The organism is Pseudomonas sp. FG13, assembly GCF_057809755.1.
This window is the reverse complement of sequence record NZ_JBMDKO010000027.1, coordinates 42,161-57,850: the sequence shown is the minus strand read 5'-3', so window position 1 is coordinate 57,850 and position 15,690 is coordinate 42,161. Positions and strand designations below refer to the sequence as shown.

Here is a 15,690-nt window from a genome sequence, read left to right as displayed (position 1 = left end):
ATGACTGATCATCACACGTACAAAAAGGTCGAGCTGGTCGGCTCGTCTCCCACCAGCATCGAAGATGCCATCAACAATGCCCTGGCCGAAGCCAGCAAAAGCCTCAAGCACCTGGAATGGTTCGAAGTCACGGAAACCCGTGGGCATATTGAAAACGGCCGGGCCGCGCACTTTCAGGTGACCCTCAAGGTCGGGTTCCGGATCGCAAATAGCTGAGGGGGCTTGGAACTTGCAGGCTGGCGGAGTGCCATAGGAATGGCGATGCGCTATCCGGCGGGCGCATCCCTCCTGTTTAATACCAGCCTATTGATCCGACCAAGGAGTGCGAGCGATGAAAAAGTTGATGGTTGCTGTGGGTCTGCTGAGCCTTGCGGGTTCGGTATTTGCCGCCGGTAAGCCCTGCGAGGAGCTGAAAAGCGAAATCGCAGCGAAGCTCGACGCCAAGCAGGTGAAAGGGTACTCGCTGGAGATCGTCGATAAAGGTGCGGCGAGTGACGGGAAAGTCGTCGGTACTTGTGAGGGTGGTGCGAAGGAAATCGTCTACAAGCGCTGATGCTGCTCGAATGTCAAAGCCGACGCATGCGTCGGCTTTTTCATGGGCACGATTCAGCCCTTCATGACCTGCGCCAACAATTCATATGAACGCAAGCGGTCGGCATGCTCATACAGGTCGCTGGTGAAAATCAGCTCATCGGCCTGAGTCTGCTCGATCAGCACCTCGAGGCGGGCACGGATCTTCTGCGGACCACCGACCATCGCCAGGCCAAGGAAATCGCCCACCGCTTCCTTCTCATGGGGCAACCAGAGACCGTTCATGGTTTCGACGGGCGGACGCTGTACCAGGCTCTGGCCGCGCATCAGCGCGAGGATCCGCTGATACACCGAAGTCGCCAGATAATCAGCCTGCTCATCGGTATCCGCCGCCACCAAAGGCACGCCGAGCATCACGTAGGGTTTGTCGAGCACCGCCGACGGCTGGAAGTGATTGCGGTAGATGCGAATCGCCTCATGCATGTAGCGCGGCGCGAAGTGGGAGGCAAAGGCGTAGGGCAAACCGCGCTCACCGGCCAACTGCGCACTGAACAGGCTGGAGCCCAGCAACCACACCGGCACGTTGGTCCCGGTGCCAGGCATGGCGATGATGCGTTGATCGGGCGTGCGCGGGCCGAGATAGCGCATCAGCTCAGCCACATCGTCAGGGAAATCGTCCGCGCTACCAGAGCGCTCACGCCGCAGGGCCCGGGCAGTCATCTGATCGGACCCGGGCGCACGACCCAGTCCCAGATCGATCCGACCAGGGTAGAGGCTTTCCAGGGTGCCGAACTGTTCGGCGATGATCAACGGTGCATGGTTGGGCAACATCACCCCGCCGGAACCGACACGAATGGTCGAAGTACCACCGGCCAGATAACTCAGCAACACCGCCGTCGCGGAGCTGGCGATGCCATCCATATTGTGGTGTTCGGCCACCCAGAAACGGGTGTAGCCGAATTTTTCCACGTGCTGCGCCAGATCCAGCGAGTTACGCAAGGAACGGGCGGCATTGCCATCCTCGCGGACAGGCACGAGGTCGAGGGTTGAGAATTTCACTTCGGACAGCTGTTTCATGGGCCGGCGTCTCCAACGGGGCTTTTCCTACGAGCAAAAGCCTACCGTTTTCTGTAGGTGTGTTCCCTGCAATGTGGGCATATACCCGAGTTTCAATAGCTGCAACGAATTTTCCTACTAAATTAGTCGACTAATCGATGAAGTGAACTTTATCGGACGGTCTATCCTCACAAGCCTGGCAGTCAAAAAACACCCGGCGCAACCCGCGCGCCGGATCTTGAGGAGGCAGACATGGCTATCATTAAGAAAGCATCGGCTCACTGGGAAGGTGACCTGAAAACCGGCATCGGCTCCATCTCCACGGAAACCGGCGTACTGCGTGAAGCACCCTATGGTTTCAAGGCCCGTTTCGAAGGCGGCCGCGGCACCAACCCCGAAGAGCTGATCGGCGCGGCCCATGCCGGCTGCTTCTCCATGGCGTTCTCGATGATTCTGGGGGATGCCGGGCTCAAGGCCGACAGTATCGATACCAATGCCGAAGTGACCCTCGACCAGGTCGACGGCGGCTTTGCCATCACGGCGGTGAAGCTGATTCTCAAGGCGAAGATCCCCGGCGCCAGCCAGCAGCAGTTTGAAGAGCTGAGCAACAAGGCCAAGGAAGGTTGCCCGGTTTCCAAGGTGTTGAACGCCAAGATCACCCTGGATGCCACGCTGGTGAACTGACGCCCGCATCAGGATCGCAGCCGCTGAAGGCTGCGATCTTTCCCTGTTACCCGTTGAGCAATGTGTGGTCGAATGCAGTAGGCAGTTTCAACGTACAAGCGGTACGTGCTGCAGCGAGGAGTTCGAGCATGAAACGGTTTGCCCTGGTCATCATCGGTTGCGCCTTGACCACGTCAGCCCTGGCGGCGCCAAAATCCTGTGAAGAACTGAAAGCGGAAATCGAGGCGAAGATCCAGGCGAACAAAGTGTCGTCCTACACCTTGGAAATCGCCACGAACGAAGAAGTCCACGATCAAAACATGGTGGTCGGCACCTGCGAAGGCGGTACGAAGAAAATCATCTACCAGAAGAACGACAATTAAGGGACGCAGTTGACCTGCCGCTCCTCAGCGACAATCTTACGCTTGGCATTATAGAGCCGGGCACTTGGGGTAAACGCCAGGTTGCGGGCTTCCAGCCGATAACGCTGGCCAGCCTCGAAATGATCGTAGCGCACGATCATGTAGCACAACCGCTCCTGCGGTTCGGCCTGCATGCCCAACCCACCCCCACTCATGACCTCGAAGTCGAAGCGCACTTTCAGCTCATGGCTGCCCGGCGAAACCTGGAAGAACCGCCCATCTTGCAAGCGTTGCCCATCCAGGCCCTCGGCCATGAGCAGTTTTCCGCCCGGCATGGGGGTCGCAAAATCGACCCAGGCCATGTTCGGATCGACCGGGGGCTGCGGACTTGATGCACAACCGCTCAACGAGACAAGAGCCAGTAACAGGATATGAGGGCGCATGGTGGATTCCCTGAAGTCGGGTGTTGAGCATAGCGCCGATCAACTCTGCTGGCAGCCCGCCGGCGTACCTTGGCCCACCACTTTGCGCTGCTGGTCATAGAGCTTGGCCCATGGTCGGAAACCGATGCTGCCGGCCTGCAACTGGTAGCGCTGGCCTGCGTTGAAGTCCTTGAATTTCACATTCAACCGACAATCCCGCCACAGCGGCTCGGCATCCGGGCCAATATTCCCGGGCTCGACGGCAAATTGATAACGCACGGTCAACTCATGGGCGCCGGGCTGCACTTCGAAATAACGTTTGTCCACGGACGTCTTGTCATCGACTTCCAGCGCTTGCAGCGCCGTGTCCTGATGATTGCCAAGATCGATCCACGCTTGCGAAGGATCAGGGTCAGGCAAGCTGGCACAACCGGTCAGCAGCAACAGGCCACTCGTCAGCATCAACATGCGCATAGCGAAGCTCCGGGCAGGCGGGATAGTCTTGTGCGCAGACTTTTCCCAAGGTGATTCCAATTGATCAGGCCGCGTTCCAGCCATCGGTTACTCGACCGTGTTTTCAGGCTTTTGTTTCCGGGCCTCCTGCTTTTGTTACTCAACGGTTGTTCCAACGTCGGTTACTACGGCCAGCTCATCAGCGGACAGCTGCGGCTGTTGCAGGCCCGGGAGCCCGTCGATCAGGTGATTGCCGACCCCACTCGCGACGCCCGGTTGCGGGAGCATCTGGTGCAGGCGCGTGAGGCACGAACCTTCGCCAGCGCTCACCTGCATCTGCCGGATAACAAAAGTTACCGCCTGTATGCGGACATTGGTCGGCCTTACGTAGTCTGGAATGTCTTCGCCACGCCGGAATTTTCCCTGGCCCCGCAAAACCACTGCTTTCCCATCGCCGGTTGCGTGGCGTATCGCGGCTTCTACAGCCAGAGTGCCGCCCGTGGCGAAGCCGCCTTGCAACGTTTGCGTGGCATGGATGTGTCGATTGGCGGGGTAGAGGCTTACTCGACGCTGGGCTGGTTCAACGACCCGATCCTGAGCTCGATGATGCACTGGGGCGACGAACGCCTGGCCACACTGATTTTTCATGAACTGGCGCACCAGCGGTTCTACGTACAGGACGACACTGAGTTCAACGAGTCCTTCGCCACCTTCGTCGAACAGGAAGGCACCCGGCAGTGGCGCGCCAGTCGCGGGCTGGCGCCGGACAACGGCCAGCAGGCACGTCAGCGCGATCAGTTCATCCAGCTGATCCTCGACACCCGTCAACGACTGGAAAAGCTCTATACCCAGCCCCTGCCACCCGAACAGATGCGTCAGCAAAAGGTTCAGGCGTTCGAACGCCTACGCGCCGAATATGCGCAGCTACGTGACAGCCAGTGGACCGGCGACAAACGTTACGATGCCTGGGTCTATGCGCCGCTGAACAATGCGCGATTACTGCCGTTTGGCCTGTATGACCAATGGGTGCCGGCGTTTGCGGCCTTGTTCCGACAGGAATCGGGTGACTGGGTCGCGTTTTATGCCGCGGTGGAAAAACTGGGCAAGCTGCCAATGGATGAGCGCAAGGCGGCGTTGAAGGCGTTGGCAGGGTCATAGATATCCAGTGATTGAGCCGGCCTCATCGCGGGCAAGCCTTGCTCCCACAGGGAAGTCCTTCATGCCCGATGAGTTCTGTGGGAGCAAGGCTTGCCCGCGATGAGGCCGTCATGAACACCGCATAAGCCGACTCAGATCCATGCTGCATCCCACAACGGATAATCCCCTATCCGCTTAACCAACCCCGCTCGCAGAGGGTTTGCCACGATATAACGCGCCACCGCTTGCAAATCTTCTTCCTTGCGAATGGCCCGGTCGTGGAAACCTTCTTGCCAAAGCGGTCCTTGACGCTGCATCTGTCGATTGAAGGCTACGGTGGTCCGGGACTTCGTGCGCGCAATCAATTTCGAAAGCCCTATATCCTGCAATTCAATCAGCCAATGAAAATGGTCCGGCATGACAACCCAGGCCAGGGAACGGGCGAATTGTTCTTGCTGAGCTTTTCGAAAGGCGTCCACTACCAAACGTCCTGTCTCGAAGCGATTGAAAACCGGATCGCGACGGAGCGCTACTACCGTCAATAGATAAATTTGTCCGGATTGCGAATAACGCCCGAAACGCAATCGATTGGAATGTGCCTGGGTTTTCAATGGGGGATCCTCCTTGATCTGTCTTTGTCCTAAGGCTAGACAGCAGAAGCGGATCTGATCTGAAAAGTTGGAGCAGGATGTGTCTGGGTGGCCTCATCGCGGGCAAGCCTTGCTCCCACAGAACCGACAATTCCCTCATGCCGGATGGATTCCGTGGGAGCAAGGCTTGCCCGCGATGACCATCGAACTACCCTCGCATAAATGCCTGATGCAGCTCATCCACCGTCTGGAAGTGATACGCCGGACTCTCGGCCAGGAGCTCCTCACGACTGCCAAACCCATACCCCACCGCAGCCGCATCCAGGCCATTGCTGCGCGCGCCGATCAGGTCATGTTTACGGTCGCCGATCATCAGGGTCTTCGCCGGGTCGATGCCTTCTTCAGCCAGCAGGTGGGCGATCAATTCGACTTTGTCGGTGCGGGTGCCGTCCAGCTCGCTGCCGTAGATCACCTTGAAGTGCCGCGCAAAATCAAAATGCCGGGCGATTTCCCGGGCAAAGACCCAAGGCTTGGAAGTGGCGATGTACAACTGCCGACCCTGCCCCACCAGGGTTTCCAGCAGCGGCATCACCCCTTCGAAAACGCGGTTTTCGTACAGGCCGGTGACTTTGAAGCGCTCGCGGTAGAAATTCACCGCCTCCCAGGCCTTCGCTTCGTCGAAGCCATAGAACTGCATGAAGGCCTGCAGCAGCGGCGGGCCGATGAAATGTTCGAGGCGGGTCAGGTCGGGCTCGTCGATGCCCAATTGGCTGAGGGCGAACTGGATCGAACGGGTGATGCCTTCACGCGGGTCGGTGAGGGTACCGTCGAGGTCGAACAGTACGGTTTGGTAGTGCATGCAAGCTCCCGAGGTGAATGAATCAGTAGCAAGGGGTCATCTGTGGCGAGGGGACTCACCAGATGTTTCAGGGCTGGTCATAACCTTCAGCCAAGTGCAAATCCTTGAGCTTGACGTAGTTCGCCGCGCTGTAGGTGAAGAAGGCGCGCTCCTTGTCAGTCAGCGGCCGGGCCTGTTTCACCGGGCTGCCCACGTACAGGAAGCCACTCTCCAGGCGTTTGCCCGGCGGTACGAGGCTGCCGGCACCAATGATCACCTCATCCTCGACCACCGCGCCGTCCATGACGATGCTGCCCATGCCGATCAGCACCCGGCTGCCCACGGCGCAGCCATGGAGCATGACCTTGTGGGCGATGGTCACGTCGTCGCCGATCAACAGTGGAAAGCCATCGGGATTGAACGGGCCGGCGTGGGTGATATGCAGCACGCAGCCGTCCTGCACGCTGGTACGGGCGCCGATGCGGATGCGGTGCATATCGCCGCGAATGACCGTCAGTGGCCAGACGGAGCTGTCTTCGCCGATTTCAACGTCGCCGATCACCACCGCGGTGCTGTCGACGAAAGCGCCCCGGGCAAGCCGTGGGGTGTGATTCTGGTACGTGCGAAGGGTCACGATAGGCTCTCTCTTTTCTACTGATAGTCGCTGCTAGCTGCGGTGAAGGTCGATTGTAATTAAGATGGGCCGATGTTTCTTCCAGCCAAGGTGCCAACCGTGAGCGTGAACAACCCTCTTTTACAGCCCTATGACCTGCCGCCATTCTCGGCGATCCGTGCCGAGCACGTGCAACCGGCCATCGAGCAGATCCTGGCTGACAACCGTGCCGCCATCGCGCAGATCCTCAAGACCCAAGGCCAACAGCCAAGCTGGGCCGGCCTGGTGCTGGCGATGGACGAGCTCAACGATCGCCTGGGCGCCGCCTGGAGCCCGGTGAGCCACTTGAACGCGGTGCGCAACAGCCCTGAACTGCGTGAAGCCTATGAAGCCTGCCTGCCAGCCCTGAGCGCCTACTCCACTGAGTTGGGCCAGAACCGTGAGTTGTTCCAGGCCTTCGAAGCCTTGGCGAACAGCCCTGAGGCCGCCGGTTTCGACGTGGCGCAAAAAACCATCCTGGAACACTCCCTGCGAGACTTCCGTCTGTCGGGTATCGACCTGCCACCGGAGCAGCAGAAACGCTACGCCGAGGTGCAGAGCAAGTTGTCCGAGTTGGGCAGCCGGTTCTCCAACCAACTGCTGGACGCCACCCAGGCCTGGACCAAGCACGTCACCGACGAAGCGGCGCTCGCCGGCCTGACCGATTCGGCCAAGGCACAAATGGCTGCGGCCGCCCAGGCCAAGGAACTGGACGGCTGGCTGATCAACCTGGAATTCCCCAGCTACTACGCGGTGATGACCTACGCCGAAGACCGCGCCCTGCGTGAAGAAGTCTACGCGGCCTACTGCACCCGTGCGTCGGACCAAGGCCCGAATGCCGGTCAGAACGATAACGGCCCGGTGATGGAACAGATCCTCGACCTGCGCCAGGAGCTGGCCCAATTGCTGGGCTTCGCCAATTTCGCCGAGTTGAGCCTGGCGACCAAGATGGCCGAGTCCAGCGACCAGGTCCTCAGCTTCCTGCGTGACCTGGCCAAGCGCAGCAAACCGTTTGCCGCCCAGGATCTGGAACAACTGAAAGCCTTCGCCGCCGAGCAAGGCTGCCCCGACCTGCAAAGCTGGGACAGCGGTTTCTACGGTGAAAAACTGCGCCAGCAGCGCTACAGCGTCGCCCAGGAAGCCCTGCGCGCGTACTTCCCGATCGACAAGGTACTGAGCGGTCTGTTCGCCATCGTGCAACGCCTCTACGGCATCGAGATCACCGAGCTGAAAGGCTTCGACGCCTGGCACCCGGACGTGCGCCTGTTCGAGATCAAGGAGAACGACCAGCACGTCGGACGTTTCTTCTTCGATCTCTATGCCCGCGCCAACAAGCGTGGTGGCGCCTGGATGGACGGCGCCCGGGACCGTCGTCGCACGATCGATGGCGTGCTGCAAAGCCCGGTCGCCAACCTGGTATGCAACTTCACCCCGGCCGACAGTGGCAAACCGGCCCTCCTGACCCACGACGAAGTCACCACACTGTTCCACGAGTTCGGCCATGGCCTGCACCACCTGCTGACCCGCGTCGAGCACGCCGGCGTATCCGGCATCAACGGCGTGGCCTGGGATGCCGTGGAGCTGCCAAGCCAGTTCATGGAGAACTGGTGCTGGGAGCCTGAAGGCCTGGCACTGATCTCCGGTCACTACGAGACCGGCGAACCGCTGCCCCAGGACCTGCTGGAGAAGATGCTCGCGGCGAAAAACTTCCAGTCCGGCCTGATGATGGTCCGCCAACTGGAATTCTCGCTGTTCGATTTCGAACTGCACGCCACCCATGGCGACGGCCGCAGCGTGCTGCAAGTGCTCGAAGGTGTGCGCGACGAGGTGTCGGTGATGCGTCCTCCGGCCTACAACCGGTTCCCCAACAGCTTTGCCCACATTTTCGCCGGCGGCTACGCGGCGGGCTACTACAGCTATAAGTGGGCGGAAGTGCTGTCGGCTGATGCGTTCTCGAAGTTCGAGGAAGACGGCGTGCTCAACGCCGACACCGGCCGCGCTTTCCGCGAGGCGATCCTGGCCCGTGGCGGTTCCCAGGAACCGATGGTGCTGTTCGTCGACTTCCGTGGCCGTGAGCCGTCGATTGACGCACTCTTGCGCCATAGCGGCCTGAGCGAGGACGCGGCAGCATGAGCGAGGGGCCTGTGATCACGAAAAAACGCTTTATCGCCGGGGCAGTCTGCCCGGCGTGCAGCGAGCCGGACAAGTTGATGATGTGGAACGAAGACGGCGTGCCGCACCGCGAGTGCGTCGCCTGTGGTTATTCCGACACGCTCAACGAACAAGGCCTATCGGTGCCCAAGGAACTGGGCACCCGGGTCAATACGTCGGCGCTTAAAGTGCCGGACGCCAAGGTCCAGGCGGTGCAGTTCTTTCCCAACCCCAAGTTGAAGAAAAAAACCGACTGACATGTCCGGCATCACCTTCCGGGCCACCCGGCCCGGGAGCGATACATATATACCGCCAGGCTTCACGCCTTCCTGCCCAGACTGGTCAGCCCAGACAGACAGGAAGGCCCTCCATGCCCCACGACGATAACCCGCTGCTGCAGGCGTATGACCTGCCGCCTTTTTCGCAGATTCAAGCCGAACACTTCTCACCCGCCCTCGACCGCCTGCTTGCCGAAAGCCGCGATCAGGTCGCCCATATCATCAAGACCCAGACGCCCTTCCCCACTTGGGACGACCTCGTGTTGGCCATGGATGAAATCCACACGCGATTGGAAGGCTTCGCTTACCTGCTGCACCTTCTGACCACGACCCGGACAGCGGACGCCTGGGCGCGGGCCTCCCTGGATTGCAGTGAACAACTACATGATTTCCAGGCTTCGCTGAAACAACACCCCACGCTGTTCGAGCTCTATCAGCGCTTGGCGGACAGCCAGATCGCCAGGCATTTCGCACCGACTCGCACACGGGTCCTGAAGAAAATCCTGCACCAATTTCACCAGCACATGCCGGCAGGCCAGAGCCTGCTGAAGCTGCGCATCAAGGAGGTCCAGGGGTTATTCCTGGAGAACCTGCAACTGGCCAACCAGGCCTGGCGCAAAACGTTTGACGATGAAGCTCAGCTGAGCGGCCTGCCGTCGCGGTTCAAGCAACAAATGGCCCGCCAGGCGCGGGAAGCCGGCCGCACGGGATGGCTGCTGACACTTAGCGATGAATCATTTGGCATCGTCACTCACTACGCCGACAACCGTTTCCTACGCCAGCAGATGTACGAGGCCTACAGCACCCGCGCATCGGATCAAGGCCCACACGCGGGCCAGTTCGACAACGCCGACATACTCAGGCAATTGCTCGATGACCGTCATCAGTACGCCACCTCCCTGGGCTATTCGAATTTTGCCCAGCTGGCGATCGAGCCAGAGCAAGCCGCCTCCACTGAAGAAGTCATGACGTTCCTGCGGGCACAGCTCGAACGGCAGCAGCACACATTCAAGCGGGACGCCGACCAGCTCAAGACCTTTGCCACGCAGCAAGGTCTCAGCGACCTCCAGCCCTGGGACTACCCCTACCTGGCGAATCAACTTCGCCAGCAGGCAGCAGGCGTTTCCAGGGAAGCGCTGAGTGTCTGGTTTGCATTGGAGCCCACGTTTGCCCAGCTGTTGCGGATGGCGACGGAGTTGTTCGGCGTCGACTTCGTCGAGCGACAGGATGTAGCGACCTGGCACCCCGACGTGCGTCTGTTCGAAGTCCGCGAATGGGACGCGACCATTGGTTACATTTATTTCGATCCGTTTTCGGATGCCAACCGAGACGGTTTTCCCAATACCACCACCCTGCGAAACCGCCACATCACCGCCGAGGGCCGTCCACGACACCCCATCGCAGCGCTGCATGGCTGGCTACCGCGCAGCGAGGGACCAGACCCGGTCCTGCTCGACCATCTGCAACTGCGAATCCTTTTCCATGAGTTCGGCCATTGCCTGCAGCATGTCCTGACCCGCGCCGACTATCGCGATCTGTCGGGCATCAACAGCCTGTCTCGCGACACCGCCGAATTTGCCGGGATCCTGTTCGAGCAATGGTGCTTCTCAAGGCAATGCCTGGTGCGGATCTCGAAGCACTATCAAACCGGAGAAAAGATGCCTGACGAGGTCGCCACTCAACTGTTGACCTTTGCCCGCACCCAGAACAGTTGGGAAACCGCGGTGCTGTTGCGCAGCGCTTTATTCGACATGGAATTACACCGCACCCACGGCGACGGGCGGACCGTCCAACAGGTATTTGATCAAACCAGCGCGCAGGTGGGGCATCTGCCGGTGTCGCCGAGCGAGCGCTGGCCCAATGGCCTGGACTACCTGGTGACCGGCTATGGGGCGACGATCTACGCCTACGCCTGGGCAAAGGAATTGGCCATGACCGTGTTCCAGCGATTCAAGCGCGACGGGCTGTTCAACCCGGTAACCGGCCGCGCGTTGCGTGAAACCATTTTTGCGCCAGGTGACTCGCGACCGCTGTCCGTCTCCATCGCCGCCTTTTCAGGCACGTCATCGATCAGCGCTCGGGCAGGGTGATCTGCGGCTCAAGGTGATGGGCTGTCGTGGTCGAGTTGACCCAGCTCTTCAAGGAGCAAAGGGCAAACACGCTAGTGCTGCATTCGCCGTTCGCCAATGCAAGACGGAGTTTTTCCACATCGGCCTGCATCATGTAACGAACCCCATCCTTGAAGTGATGGCTGTCGCCGAAGCCGCCTTCGGTCATTTCGTTCAGCGCGTCTTCTTTGCTCCAGCCCTGCACGACCACCCTGTACATCGCCGCCACCAGCCCGGTGCGGTCCGAGCCGTGCTTGCAGTGCATCAGTACGGGGCCCTTGGCTTCGGCCGCCTGGACGGCACGCAAGGCCCGAAGGATGTCGCTGTCGTCGACATGGTTGGTGCGATACGGCAACCGTACCTGCTCAATACCGGGGGTGGAGAGCCAGCGTGCATCCGACTCTGGCAGGAAGGTGATGACCGTGCCGATCCTGAGCTTCGTCAGCAGGGGCAAGGCTCCACCATCCGGCAAGGAACTGCGGTAAAGGGTGGGTGACATCTGGTAAAGGTTGTAATCCTTTTCTACAGGCTGGGCCCACTCAGCGGGCCTCGTCTGTACGACATCAGCGGCCTGGACCGAGGGCACGGCCAGCCCCATCAGCAAGGCCAGGCAACACAGTGAACGGGAGCGAAACTTGAACATGCACGGATGACCGGAAACAAGAGAGTTCGAAGTGGAGCAGTTTCGGCTCTGCCCAGTTAAAAACCCGTAACAAGGACGTCAAAGTGTTGTGAATTGTCATCGCAGATGCGCCAACGCCCCTCAGGCGCTGAATGGCACTGGTCCAATCCGAATGCAGGAGATACTGTATGCACATACAGCATCGGAGTATTTCTCATGTCGGCCTCTCTTCCGCCTCGCGGTCGTGGCACCGCTACCAACCCACACAACCGCTTCGCCCCGAGCCGCTCGGTGGTCGCAGATGATGGTTGGTATCAGGAAGTACCACTGACCCAAGGCACCGAAGTGCGCTTCGAGGCGGCGAAGACCATCATCACCCGCAATACCTCTCCGGATATCCCTTTCGATCGCTCGATCAACCCTTACCGGGGCTGTGAACATGGCTGTATCTACTGCTATGCAAGGCCCAGCCATGCGTATTGGGACATGTCGCCGGGGCTGGATTTCGAAACCAGACTGATTGCCAAGAGCAACGCCGCCGACGTGCTGGAGGAGCAACTGTCCAAGCGCGGCTATCAGTGCGCGCCGATCAACCTGGGCTCCAATACCGATCCTTACCAGCCCATCGAACGCGAACAGCGCATCACCCGCCGGATCCTGGAGGTGCTGCTGCGCTATCGCCACCCGGTGACCATCGTGACCAAGGGCTCGCTGATCCTGCGGGACCTGGACCTGCTCACCGAGCTGGCCCGGCAACGGCTGGTGGCGGTGATGATCAGCCTCACCACCCTGGACGACGAGCTCAAACGTATTCTCGAACCCCGCGCGGCGGCGCCCAAGGCGCGGTTGCGAGCGATCAGGGTGATGCGGGAGGCGGGCATTCCCGTGGGGGTGTTGTGCGCGCCGATGATTCCGATGATCAACGACAGCGAAATCGAAAGCCTGCTGAACGAAGCCCATGCCGCCGGTGCCCAAAGTGCTTCCTACATCATGCTGCGTTTGCCGCTGGAGGTCGCGCCACTGTTCGAAGAGTGGTTGCAGGCCCACTACCCGCAGCGCGCCGCCCATGTGTTGAGCCTGGTCCGCCAGAGCCGTGGCGGCGAGCTGTACGAGAGCCAGTTTGGCAAACGCATGCGCGGCGAAGGCCCCTTTGCCGACCTGCTGGCCCAGCGCTTCGCCAAGGCGATCAAACGCTTGGGGCTCGATCGGCGCGAAGGGTACACTCTCGACTGCGAGGCCTTTTGCCCGCCGGGCCGACAGATGTCATTGATTTGATTAAAGTTGACCCAGCAGCACAGGCTGGACAGGAGGGCACCTGCACTTTAGGTCATGCCCGTAATCATTGTCCTAGAGCCTCCGATTCAGTTTGAGTTAAGTTTCGACCGCTACCTTGTTCATCGAGTGACTGACGGGTCGAACCCTTTGACCTGGACGTTTTTTAACCAGCCACTGGCGTTATGAGGATGAATCATGAGTGACAAGGATAAACAGCCGTTGGCTGCGTCGGCTTCAGCCCAACCCGAGGCGGAAACCGCCGATGCAGCGCTGCAGCATATTGTTGACGGCTTTTTGCATTTCCATCACGAAGTCTTCCCGCAGCAGGAAGAACTCTTCAAGAAACTCGCCACCGCCCAATCGCCCCGGGCGATGTTCATCACCTGCGCCGATTCGCGCATCGTGCCCGAGCTGATTACCCATAGCTCTCCAGGCGATCTGTTCGTGACCCGCAACGTCGGCAACGTCGTTCCGCCTTATGGACAAATGAACGGCGGCGTCTCCACCGCCATCGAATACGCCGTACTGGCCCTTGGGGTGCAGCACATCATTGTGTGCGGTCATTCCGATTGCGGCGCCATGCGCGCGGTGCTCAACCCCGAAACCCTGGAAAGAATGCCCACGGTCAAGGCCTGGCTGCGCCACGCCGAAGTGGCCAAGACCATGGTCCACGACAACTGCCCGTGCGGCGACGAAAAACAAACCATGCCCATCCTCACTGAAGAAAACGTGATCGCGCAATTGCAGCACTTGCGAACGCACCCTTCGGTGGCCTCGCGCATGGCCAGCGGTCAGTTGTTCATCCACGGCTGGGTGTACAACATCGAGACCAGCGAGATCAAAGCCTTCGATGCGGACCAGGGTCGTTTCCTGCCGCTCGATGGCAGCCATCCGATCCCGGTCGCGACGCCCAAAGCGCGCTTCTAATCGCTCCTAAATAAATCCTTGCGTGGTCAAGCCTTCCTGCTCTTCGAGCGGGCGGGCCTTGCCATGCCTGAAGAATCTTCAGGAGAACCGCCATGCGTGCTGCTCAATTGAAAGCTGTTCTGCCACGGGAGCTGCTGGCTTCGGTGGTTGTGTTTCTGGTGGCGCTGCCCTTGTGCATGGGCATCGCCATTGCGTCCGGTCTGCCGCCCGCCAAGGGTCTGATCACCGGCATTGTCGGTGGACTGATCGTGGGCTTTTTCGCCGGTTCGAAGCTGCAAGTCAGCGGGCCGGCCGCCGGGTTGGCGGTGCTGGTTTTCGAACTGGTGCGCCAACATGGCGTAGGCATGCTCGGGCCGATCCTGTTGCTGGCCGGGCTCCTGCAATTACTGGCCGGGCGTTTTCGCCTGGGCTGCTGGTTCCGGGTCACCGCGCCGGCCGTGGTCTACGGCATGCTGGCGGGTATCGGCGTGCTGATCGTGCTGTCCCAGGTCCACGTGATGCTCGACGCGGCGCCCAAGCCGTCAGGGCTGGATAACCTGGCGGCATTCCCCGGCGCAGTCGCCCAGGCGTTGCCGTCGTTCGGCTGGCAGGCCGGCCTGCTGGGCCTGTCGACGATTGCGGTGATGTGGCTGTGGGAAAAATTTCGCCCTCACGGCCTGCGCTTCATACCCGGTGCCTTGCTCGGCGTCGGCTTGGCCACCGTGGCCAGCCTCGTGCTGGCCTTGCAGGTCAAGCGTGTCGAAGTACCGGACAACCTAGCCGAAGCCATCGACTGGCTGCGCCCGGCAGACCTGATGAACCTGGCTGATCCAATGTTGCTGGTTGCCGCCCTGACGGTCGCGTTCATCGCCAGCGCCGAAACCCTGCTGTCGGCGGCCGCCGTGGATCGCATGCACAGCGGCGAGCGGGCAGACTTCGACCGCGAACTGTCCGCCCAAGGTATCGGCAACATGCTCTGCGGCCTGCTCGGTGCCTTGCCGATGACCGGGGTGATCGTGCGCAGCTCGGCCAACGTCCAGGCCGGAGCCACCACGCGGATGTCGACGATTTTCCATGGCCTGTGGCTGCTGCTCTTTGTCCTGCTGCTGTCCAGCGTGCTGCAAAGCATTCCGGTGGCGAGCCTGGCGGGGGTGCTGGTCTACACCGGTTTCAAACTGGTGGATCTCAAGGCGTTTCGAGGCCTGGGCCGTTATGGCCGGATGCCGATGTTCACCTATGCCGCGACGGCGTTGGCGATCATCTTCACCGACCTGCTCACCGGCGTGCTGATCGGTTTTGGCCTGACCCTGGCGAAATTGGCCTGGAAAGCCTCGCGACTGAAAATCAGCCTGGTGGATCTGCCCCAGGAAGGTGAGATGGAACTGCGCCTGGTCGGCGCGGCGACCTTCCTCAAGGTGCCGGCGTTGACCCAGGTGTTGGGGACCATCCCCGAGGGCGTGACGGTGCATGTGCCGCTCAACAACCTGAGCTACATCGACCACTCCTGCCTGGAGTTGTTGGAAGAATGGAGCCGGGCGAACGCCAGCAAGGGATCGAAGCTGCTGATCGAGTCCCGCGGGCTCAAGCGCCGACTGGAAGGACGGTTGCGAACGACGACGGGGATTGGCGCTGCGGCGTCCTGACAC

General features: G+C 60.4%; 18 protein-coding genes. 11 read left to right on the top strand and 7 right to left on the bottom strand.

The features are described 5' to 3' along the window. Together ACODTO_RS20000 and ACODTO_RS19995 are read left to right on the top strand one after the other, a co-directional pair. Entirely contained in the window at positions 1-216 is a 216-nt protein-coding gene (locus ACODTO_RS20000; RefSeq protein WP_041024236.1) for a dodecin, read from the top strand. Positions 217-331: 115 nt separating this feature from the next. Continuing rightward, on the top strand, positions 332-553 hold the full coding sequence (locus ACODTO_RS19995; protein ID WP_489106954.1) for a DUF1161 domain-containing protein: 222 nt from the start codon (positions 332-334) through the stop codon (positions 551-553). Between the two features lie 53 nt (positions 554-606). On the opposite strand, the gene ACODTO_RS19990 is transcribed toward ACODTO_RS19995, so the two are convergent. Then, positions 607-1,608 (bottom strand): LLM class flavin-dependent oxidoreductase, encoded by a 1,002-nt coding sequence (locus ACODTO_RS19990; RefSeq protein WP_464710067.1) that lies wholly within the window; start codon positions 1,606-1,608, stop codon positions 607-609. A gap of 231 nt (positions 1,609-1,839) precedes the next feature. Between ACODTO_RS19990 and ACODTO_RS19985 the strand changes: the two genes are divergently transcribed. Together ACODTO_RS19985 and ACODTO_RS19980 are read left to right on the top strand one after the other, a co-directional pair. Continuing rightward, entirely contained in the window at positions 1,840-2,271 is a 432-nt protein-coding gene (locus ACODTO_RS19985) for an OsmC family protein (RefSeq protein WP_139641600.1), read from the top strand. 128 nt (positions 2,272-2,399) lie between these two features. Then, entirely contained in the window at positions 2,400-2,633 is a 234-nt protein-coding gene (locus tag ACODTO_RS19980; protein WP_139641599.1) for a DUF1161 domain-containing protein, read from the top strand. On the opposite strand, the gene ACODTO_RS19975 is transcribed toward ACODTO_RS19980, so the two are convergent. Both ACODTO_RS19975 and ACODTO_RS19970 read right to left on the bottom strand, forming a co-directional pair. Beyond that, entirely contained in the window at positions 2,630-3,055 is a 426-nt protein-coding gene (locus ACODTO_RS19975) for a PA0061/PA0062 family lipoprotein (RefSeq protein WP_139641597.1), read from the bottom strand. The two genes, ACODTO_RS19980 and ACODTO_RS19975, sit on opposite strands and share 4 nt — an antisense overlap. Positions 3,056-3,094: 39 nt before the next feature. Continuing rightward, positions 3,095-3,508 (bottom strand): PA0061/PA0062 family lipoprotein, encoded by a 414-nt coding sequence (locus tag ACODTO_RS19970; RefSeq protein ID WP_175385346.1) that lies wholly within the window; start codon positions 3,506-3,508, stop codon positions 3,095-3,097. 60 nt (positions 3,509-3,568) lie between these two features. Here ACODTO_RS19970 and ACODTO_RS19965 point away from each other — a divergent pair, with 60 nt between their 5' ends. Then, on the top strand, positions 3,569-4,645 hold the full coding sequence (locus ACODTO_RS19965) for an aminopeptidase (RefSeq protein WP_175385347.1): 1,077 nt from the start codon (positions 3,569-3,571) through the stop codon (positions 4,643-4,645). Positions 4,646-4,776: 131 nt separating this feature from the next. On the opposite strand, the gene ACODTO_RS19960 is transcribed toward ACODTO_RS19965, so the two are convergent. The 3 genes from ACODTO_RS19960 to ACODTO_RS19950 all read right to left on the bottom strand — a co-directional run bounded on the left by ACODTO_RS19960 (position 4,777) and on the right by ACODTO_RS19950 (position 6,686). Next, positions 4,777-5,235, bottom strand: a complete 459-nt coding sequence (locus ACODTO_RS19960) for an REP-associated tyrosine transposase (RefSeq protein ID WP_139641591.1) — start codon at positions 5,233-5,235, stop codon at positions 4,777-4,779. Between the two features lie 187 nt (positions 5,236-5,422). Further along, the gene (locus tag ACODTO_RS19955; RefSeq protein WP_139641589.1) at positions 5,423-6,073 is read right to left on the bottom strand and encodes an HAD family hydrolase; all 651 of its coding nucleotides are present in this window, start codon (positions 6,071-6,073) and stop codon (positions 5,423-5,425) included. Positions 6,074-6,140: 67 nt separating this feature from the next. Then, positions 6,141-6,686, bottom strand: a complete 546-nt coding sequence (locus ACODTO_RS19950) for a gamma carbonic anhydrase family protein (protein ID WP_139641587.1) — start codon at positions 6,684-6,686, stop codon at positions 6,141-6,143. 99 nt (positions 6,687-6,785) lie between these two features. Between ACODTO_RS19950 and prlC the strand changes: the two genes are divergently transcribed. The 3 genes from prlC (at position 6,786) to ACODTO_RS19935 (ending at position 11,223) form a co-directional block, all read left to right on the top strand. Beyond that, a complete protein-coding gene (prlC, locus tag ACODTO_RS19945; RefSeq protein WP_489106953.1) occupies positions 6,786-8,837 on the top strand; it encodes an oligopeptidase A in 2,052 nt (683 codons plus the stop codon). Beyond that, positions 8,834-9,112: a YheV family putative zinc ribbon protein gene (locus ACODTO_RS19940; RefSeq protein ID WP_024778466.1), complete on the top strand. Its 279-nt coding sequence runs from the start codon at positions 8,834-8,836 to the stop codon at positions 9,110-9,112. Before prlC ends, ACODTO_RS19940 begins: the two co-directional genes overlap by 4 nt. Before the next feature lie 113 nt (positions 9,113-9,225). Then, the gene (locus ACODTO_RS19935; RefSeq protein ID WP_489106952.1) at positions 9,226-11,223 is read left to right on the top strand and encodes a M3 family metallopeptidase; all 1,998 of its coding nucleotides are present in this window, start codon (positions 9,226-9,228) and stop codon (positions 11,221-11,223) included. On the opposite strand, the gene ACODTO_RS19930 is transcribed toward ACODTO_RS19935, so the two are convergent. Then, positions 11,204-11,884, bottom strand: coding sequence for a phosphatase domain-containing protein (locus ACODTO_RS19930; protein ID WP_139641582.1), 681 nt, complete (start codon positions 11,882-11,884; stop codon positions 11,204-11,206). The genes ACODTO_RS19935 and ACODTO_RS19930 overlap by 20 nt on opposite strands. A 195-nt stretch (positions 11,885-12,079) precedes the next feature. Here ACODTO_RS19930 and ACODTO_RS19925 point away from each other — a divergent pair, with 195 nt between their 5' ends. The 3 genes from ACODTO_RS19925 (at position 12,080) to ACODTO_RS19915 (ending at position 15,687) form a co-directional block, all read left to right on the top strand. Further along, positions 12,080-13,138 carry a PA0069 family radical SAM protein gene (locus ACODTO_RS19925; RefSeq protein ID WP_489106951.1) on the top strand — a complete coding sequence of 353 codons (1,059 nt, stop codon included), beginning with the start codon at positions 12,080-12,082 and terminating at the stop codon, positions 13,136-13,138. A 195-nt stretch (positions 13,139-13,333) separates the two neighbouring features. Further along, positions 13,334-14,065: a carbonic anhydrase gene (locus tag ACODTO_RS19920; protein WP_041020152.1), complete on the top strand. Its 732-nt coding sequence runs from the start codon at positions 13,334-13,336 to the stop codon at positions 14,063-14,065. Between the two features lie 92 nt (positions 14,066-14,157). After that, positions 14,158-15,687, top strand: a complete 1,530-nt coding sequence (locus tag ACODTO_RS19915) for a SulP family inorganic anion transporter (protein WP_139641578.1) — start codon at positions 14,158-14,160, stop codon at positions 15,685-15,687. Positions 15,688-15,690: the final 3 nt, after the last annotated feature.

What these genes read in the sequence shown, in the direction of transcription:
- ACODTO_RS20000 (WP_041024236.1), top strand. Translation starts at nt 1, where the DNA reads ATGACTGATCATCACACGTACAAAAAGGTCGAGCTGGTCGGCTCGTCT.
- ACODTO_RS19995 (WP_489106954.1), top strand. Translation starts at nt 332, where the DNA reads ATGAAAAAGTTGATGGTTGCTGTGGGTCTGCTGAGCCTTGCGGGTTCG.
- ACODTO_RS19990 (WP_464710067.1), bottom strand. Translation starts at nt 1,608, where the DNA reads ATGAAACAGCTGTCCGAAGTGAAATTCTCAACCCTCGACCTCGTGCCT.
- ACODTO_RS19985 (WP_139641600.1), top strand. Translation starts at nt 1,840, where the DNA reads ATGGCTATCATTAAGAAAGCATCGGCTCACTGGGAAGGTGACCTGAAA.
- ACODTO_RS19980 (WP_139641599.1), top strand. Translation starts at nt 2,400, where the DNA reads ATGAAACGGTTTGCCCTGGTCATCATCGGTTGCGCCTTGACCACGTCA.
- ACODTO_RS19975 (WP_139641597.1), bottom strand. Translation starts at nt 3,055, where the DNA reads ATGCGCCCTCATATCCTGTTACTGGCTCTTGTCTCGTTGAGCGGTTGT.
- ACODTO_RS19970 (WP_175385346.1), bottom strand. Translation starts at nt 3,508, where the DNA reads ATGCGCATGTTGATGCTGACGAGTGGCCTGTTGCTGCTGACCGGTTGT.
- ACODTO_RS19955 (WP_139641589.1), bottom strand. Translation starts at nt 6,073, where the DNA reads ATGCACTACCAAACCGTACTGTTCGACCTCGACGGTACCCTCACCGAC.
- ACODTO_RS19940 (WP_024778466.1), top strand. Translation starts at nt 8,834, where the DNA reads ATGAGCGAGGGGCCTGTGATCACGAAAAAACGCTTTATCGCCGGGGCA.
- ACODTO_RS19935 (WP_489106952.1), top strand. Translation starts at nt 9,226, where the DNA reads ATGCCCCACGACGATAACCCGCTGCTGCAGGCGTATGACCTGCCGCCT.
- ACODTO_RS19930 (WP_139641582.1), bottom strand. Translation starts at nt 11,884, where the DNA reads ATGTTCAAGTTTCGCTCCCGTTCACTGTGTTGCCTGGCCTTGCTGATG.
- ACODTO_RS19925 (WP_489106951.1), top strand. Translation starts at nt 12,080, where the DNA reads ATGTCGGCCTCTCTTCCGCCTCGCGGTCGTGGCACCGCTACCAACCCA.
- ACODTO_RS19920 (WP_041020152.1), top strand. Translation starts at nt 13,334, where the DNA reads ATGAGTGACAAGGATAAACAGCCGTTGGCTGCGTCGGCTTCAGCCCAA.
- ACODTO_RS19915 (WP_139641578.1), top strand. Translation starts at nt 14,158, where the DNA reads ATGCGTGCTGCTCAATTGAAAGCTGTTCTGCCACGGGAGCTGCTGGCT.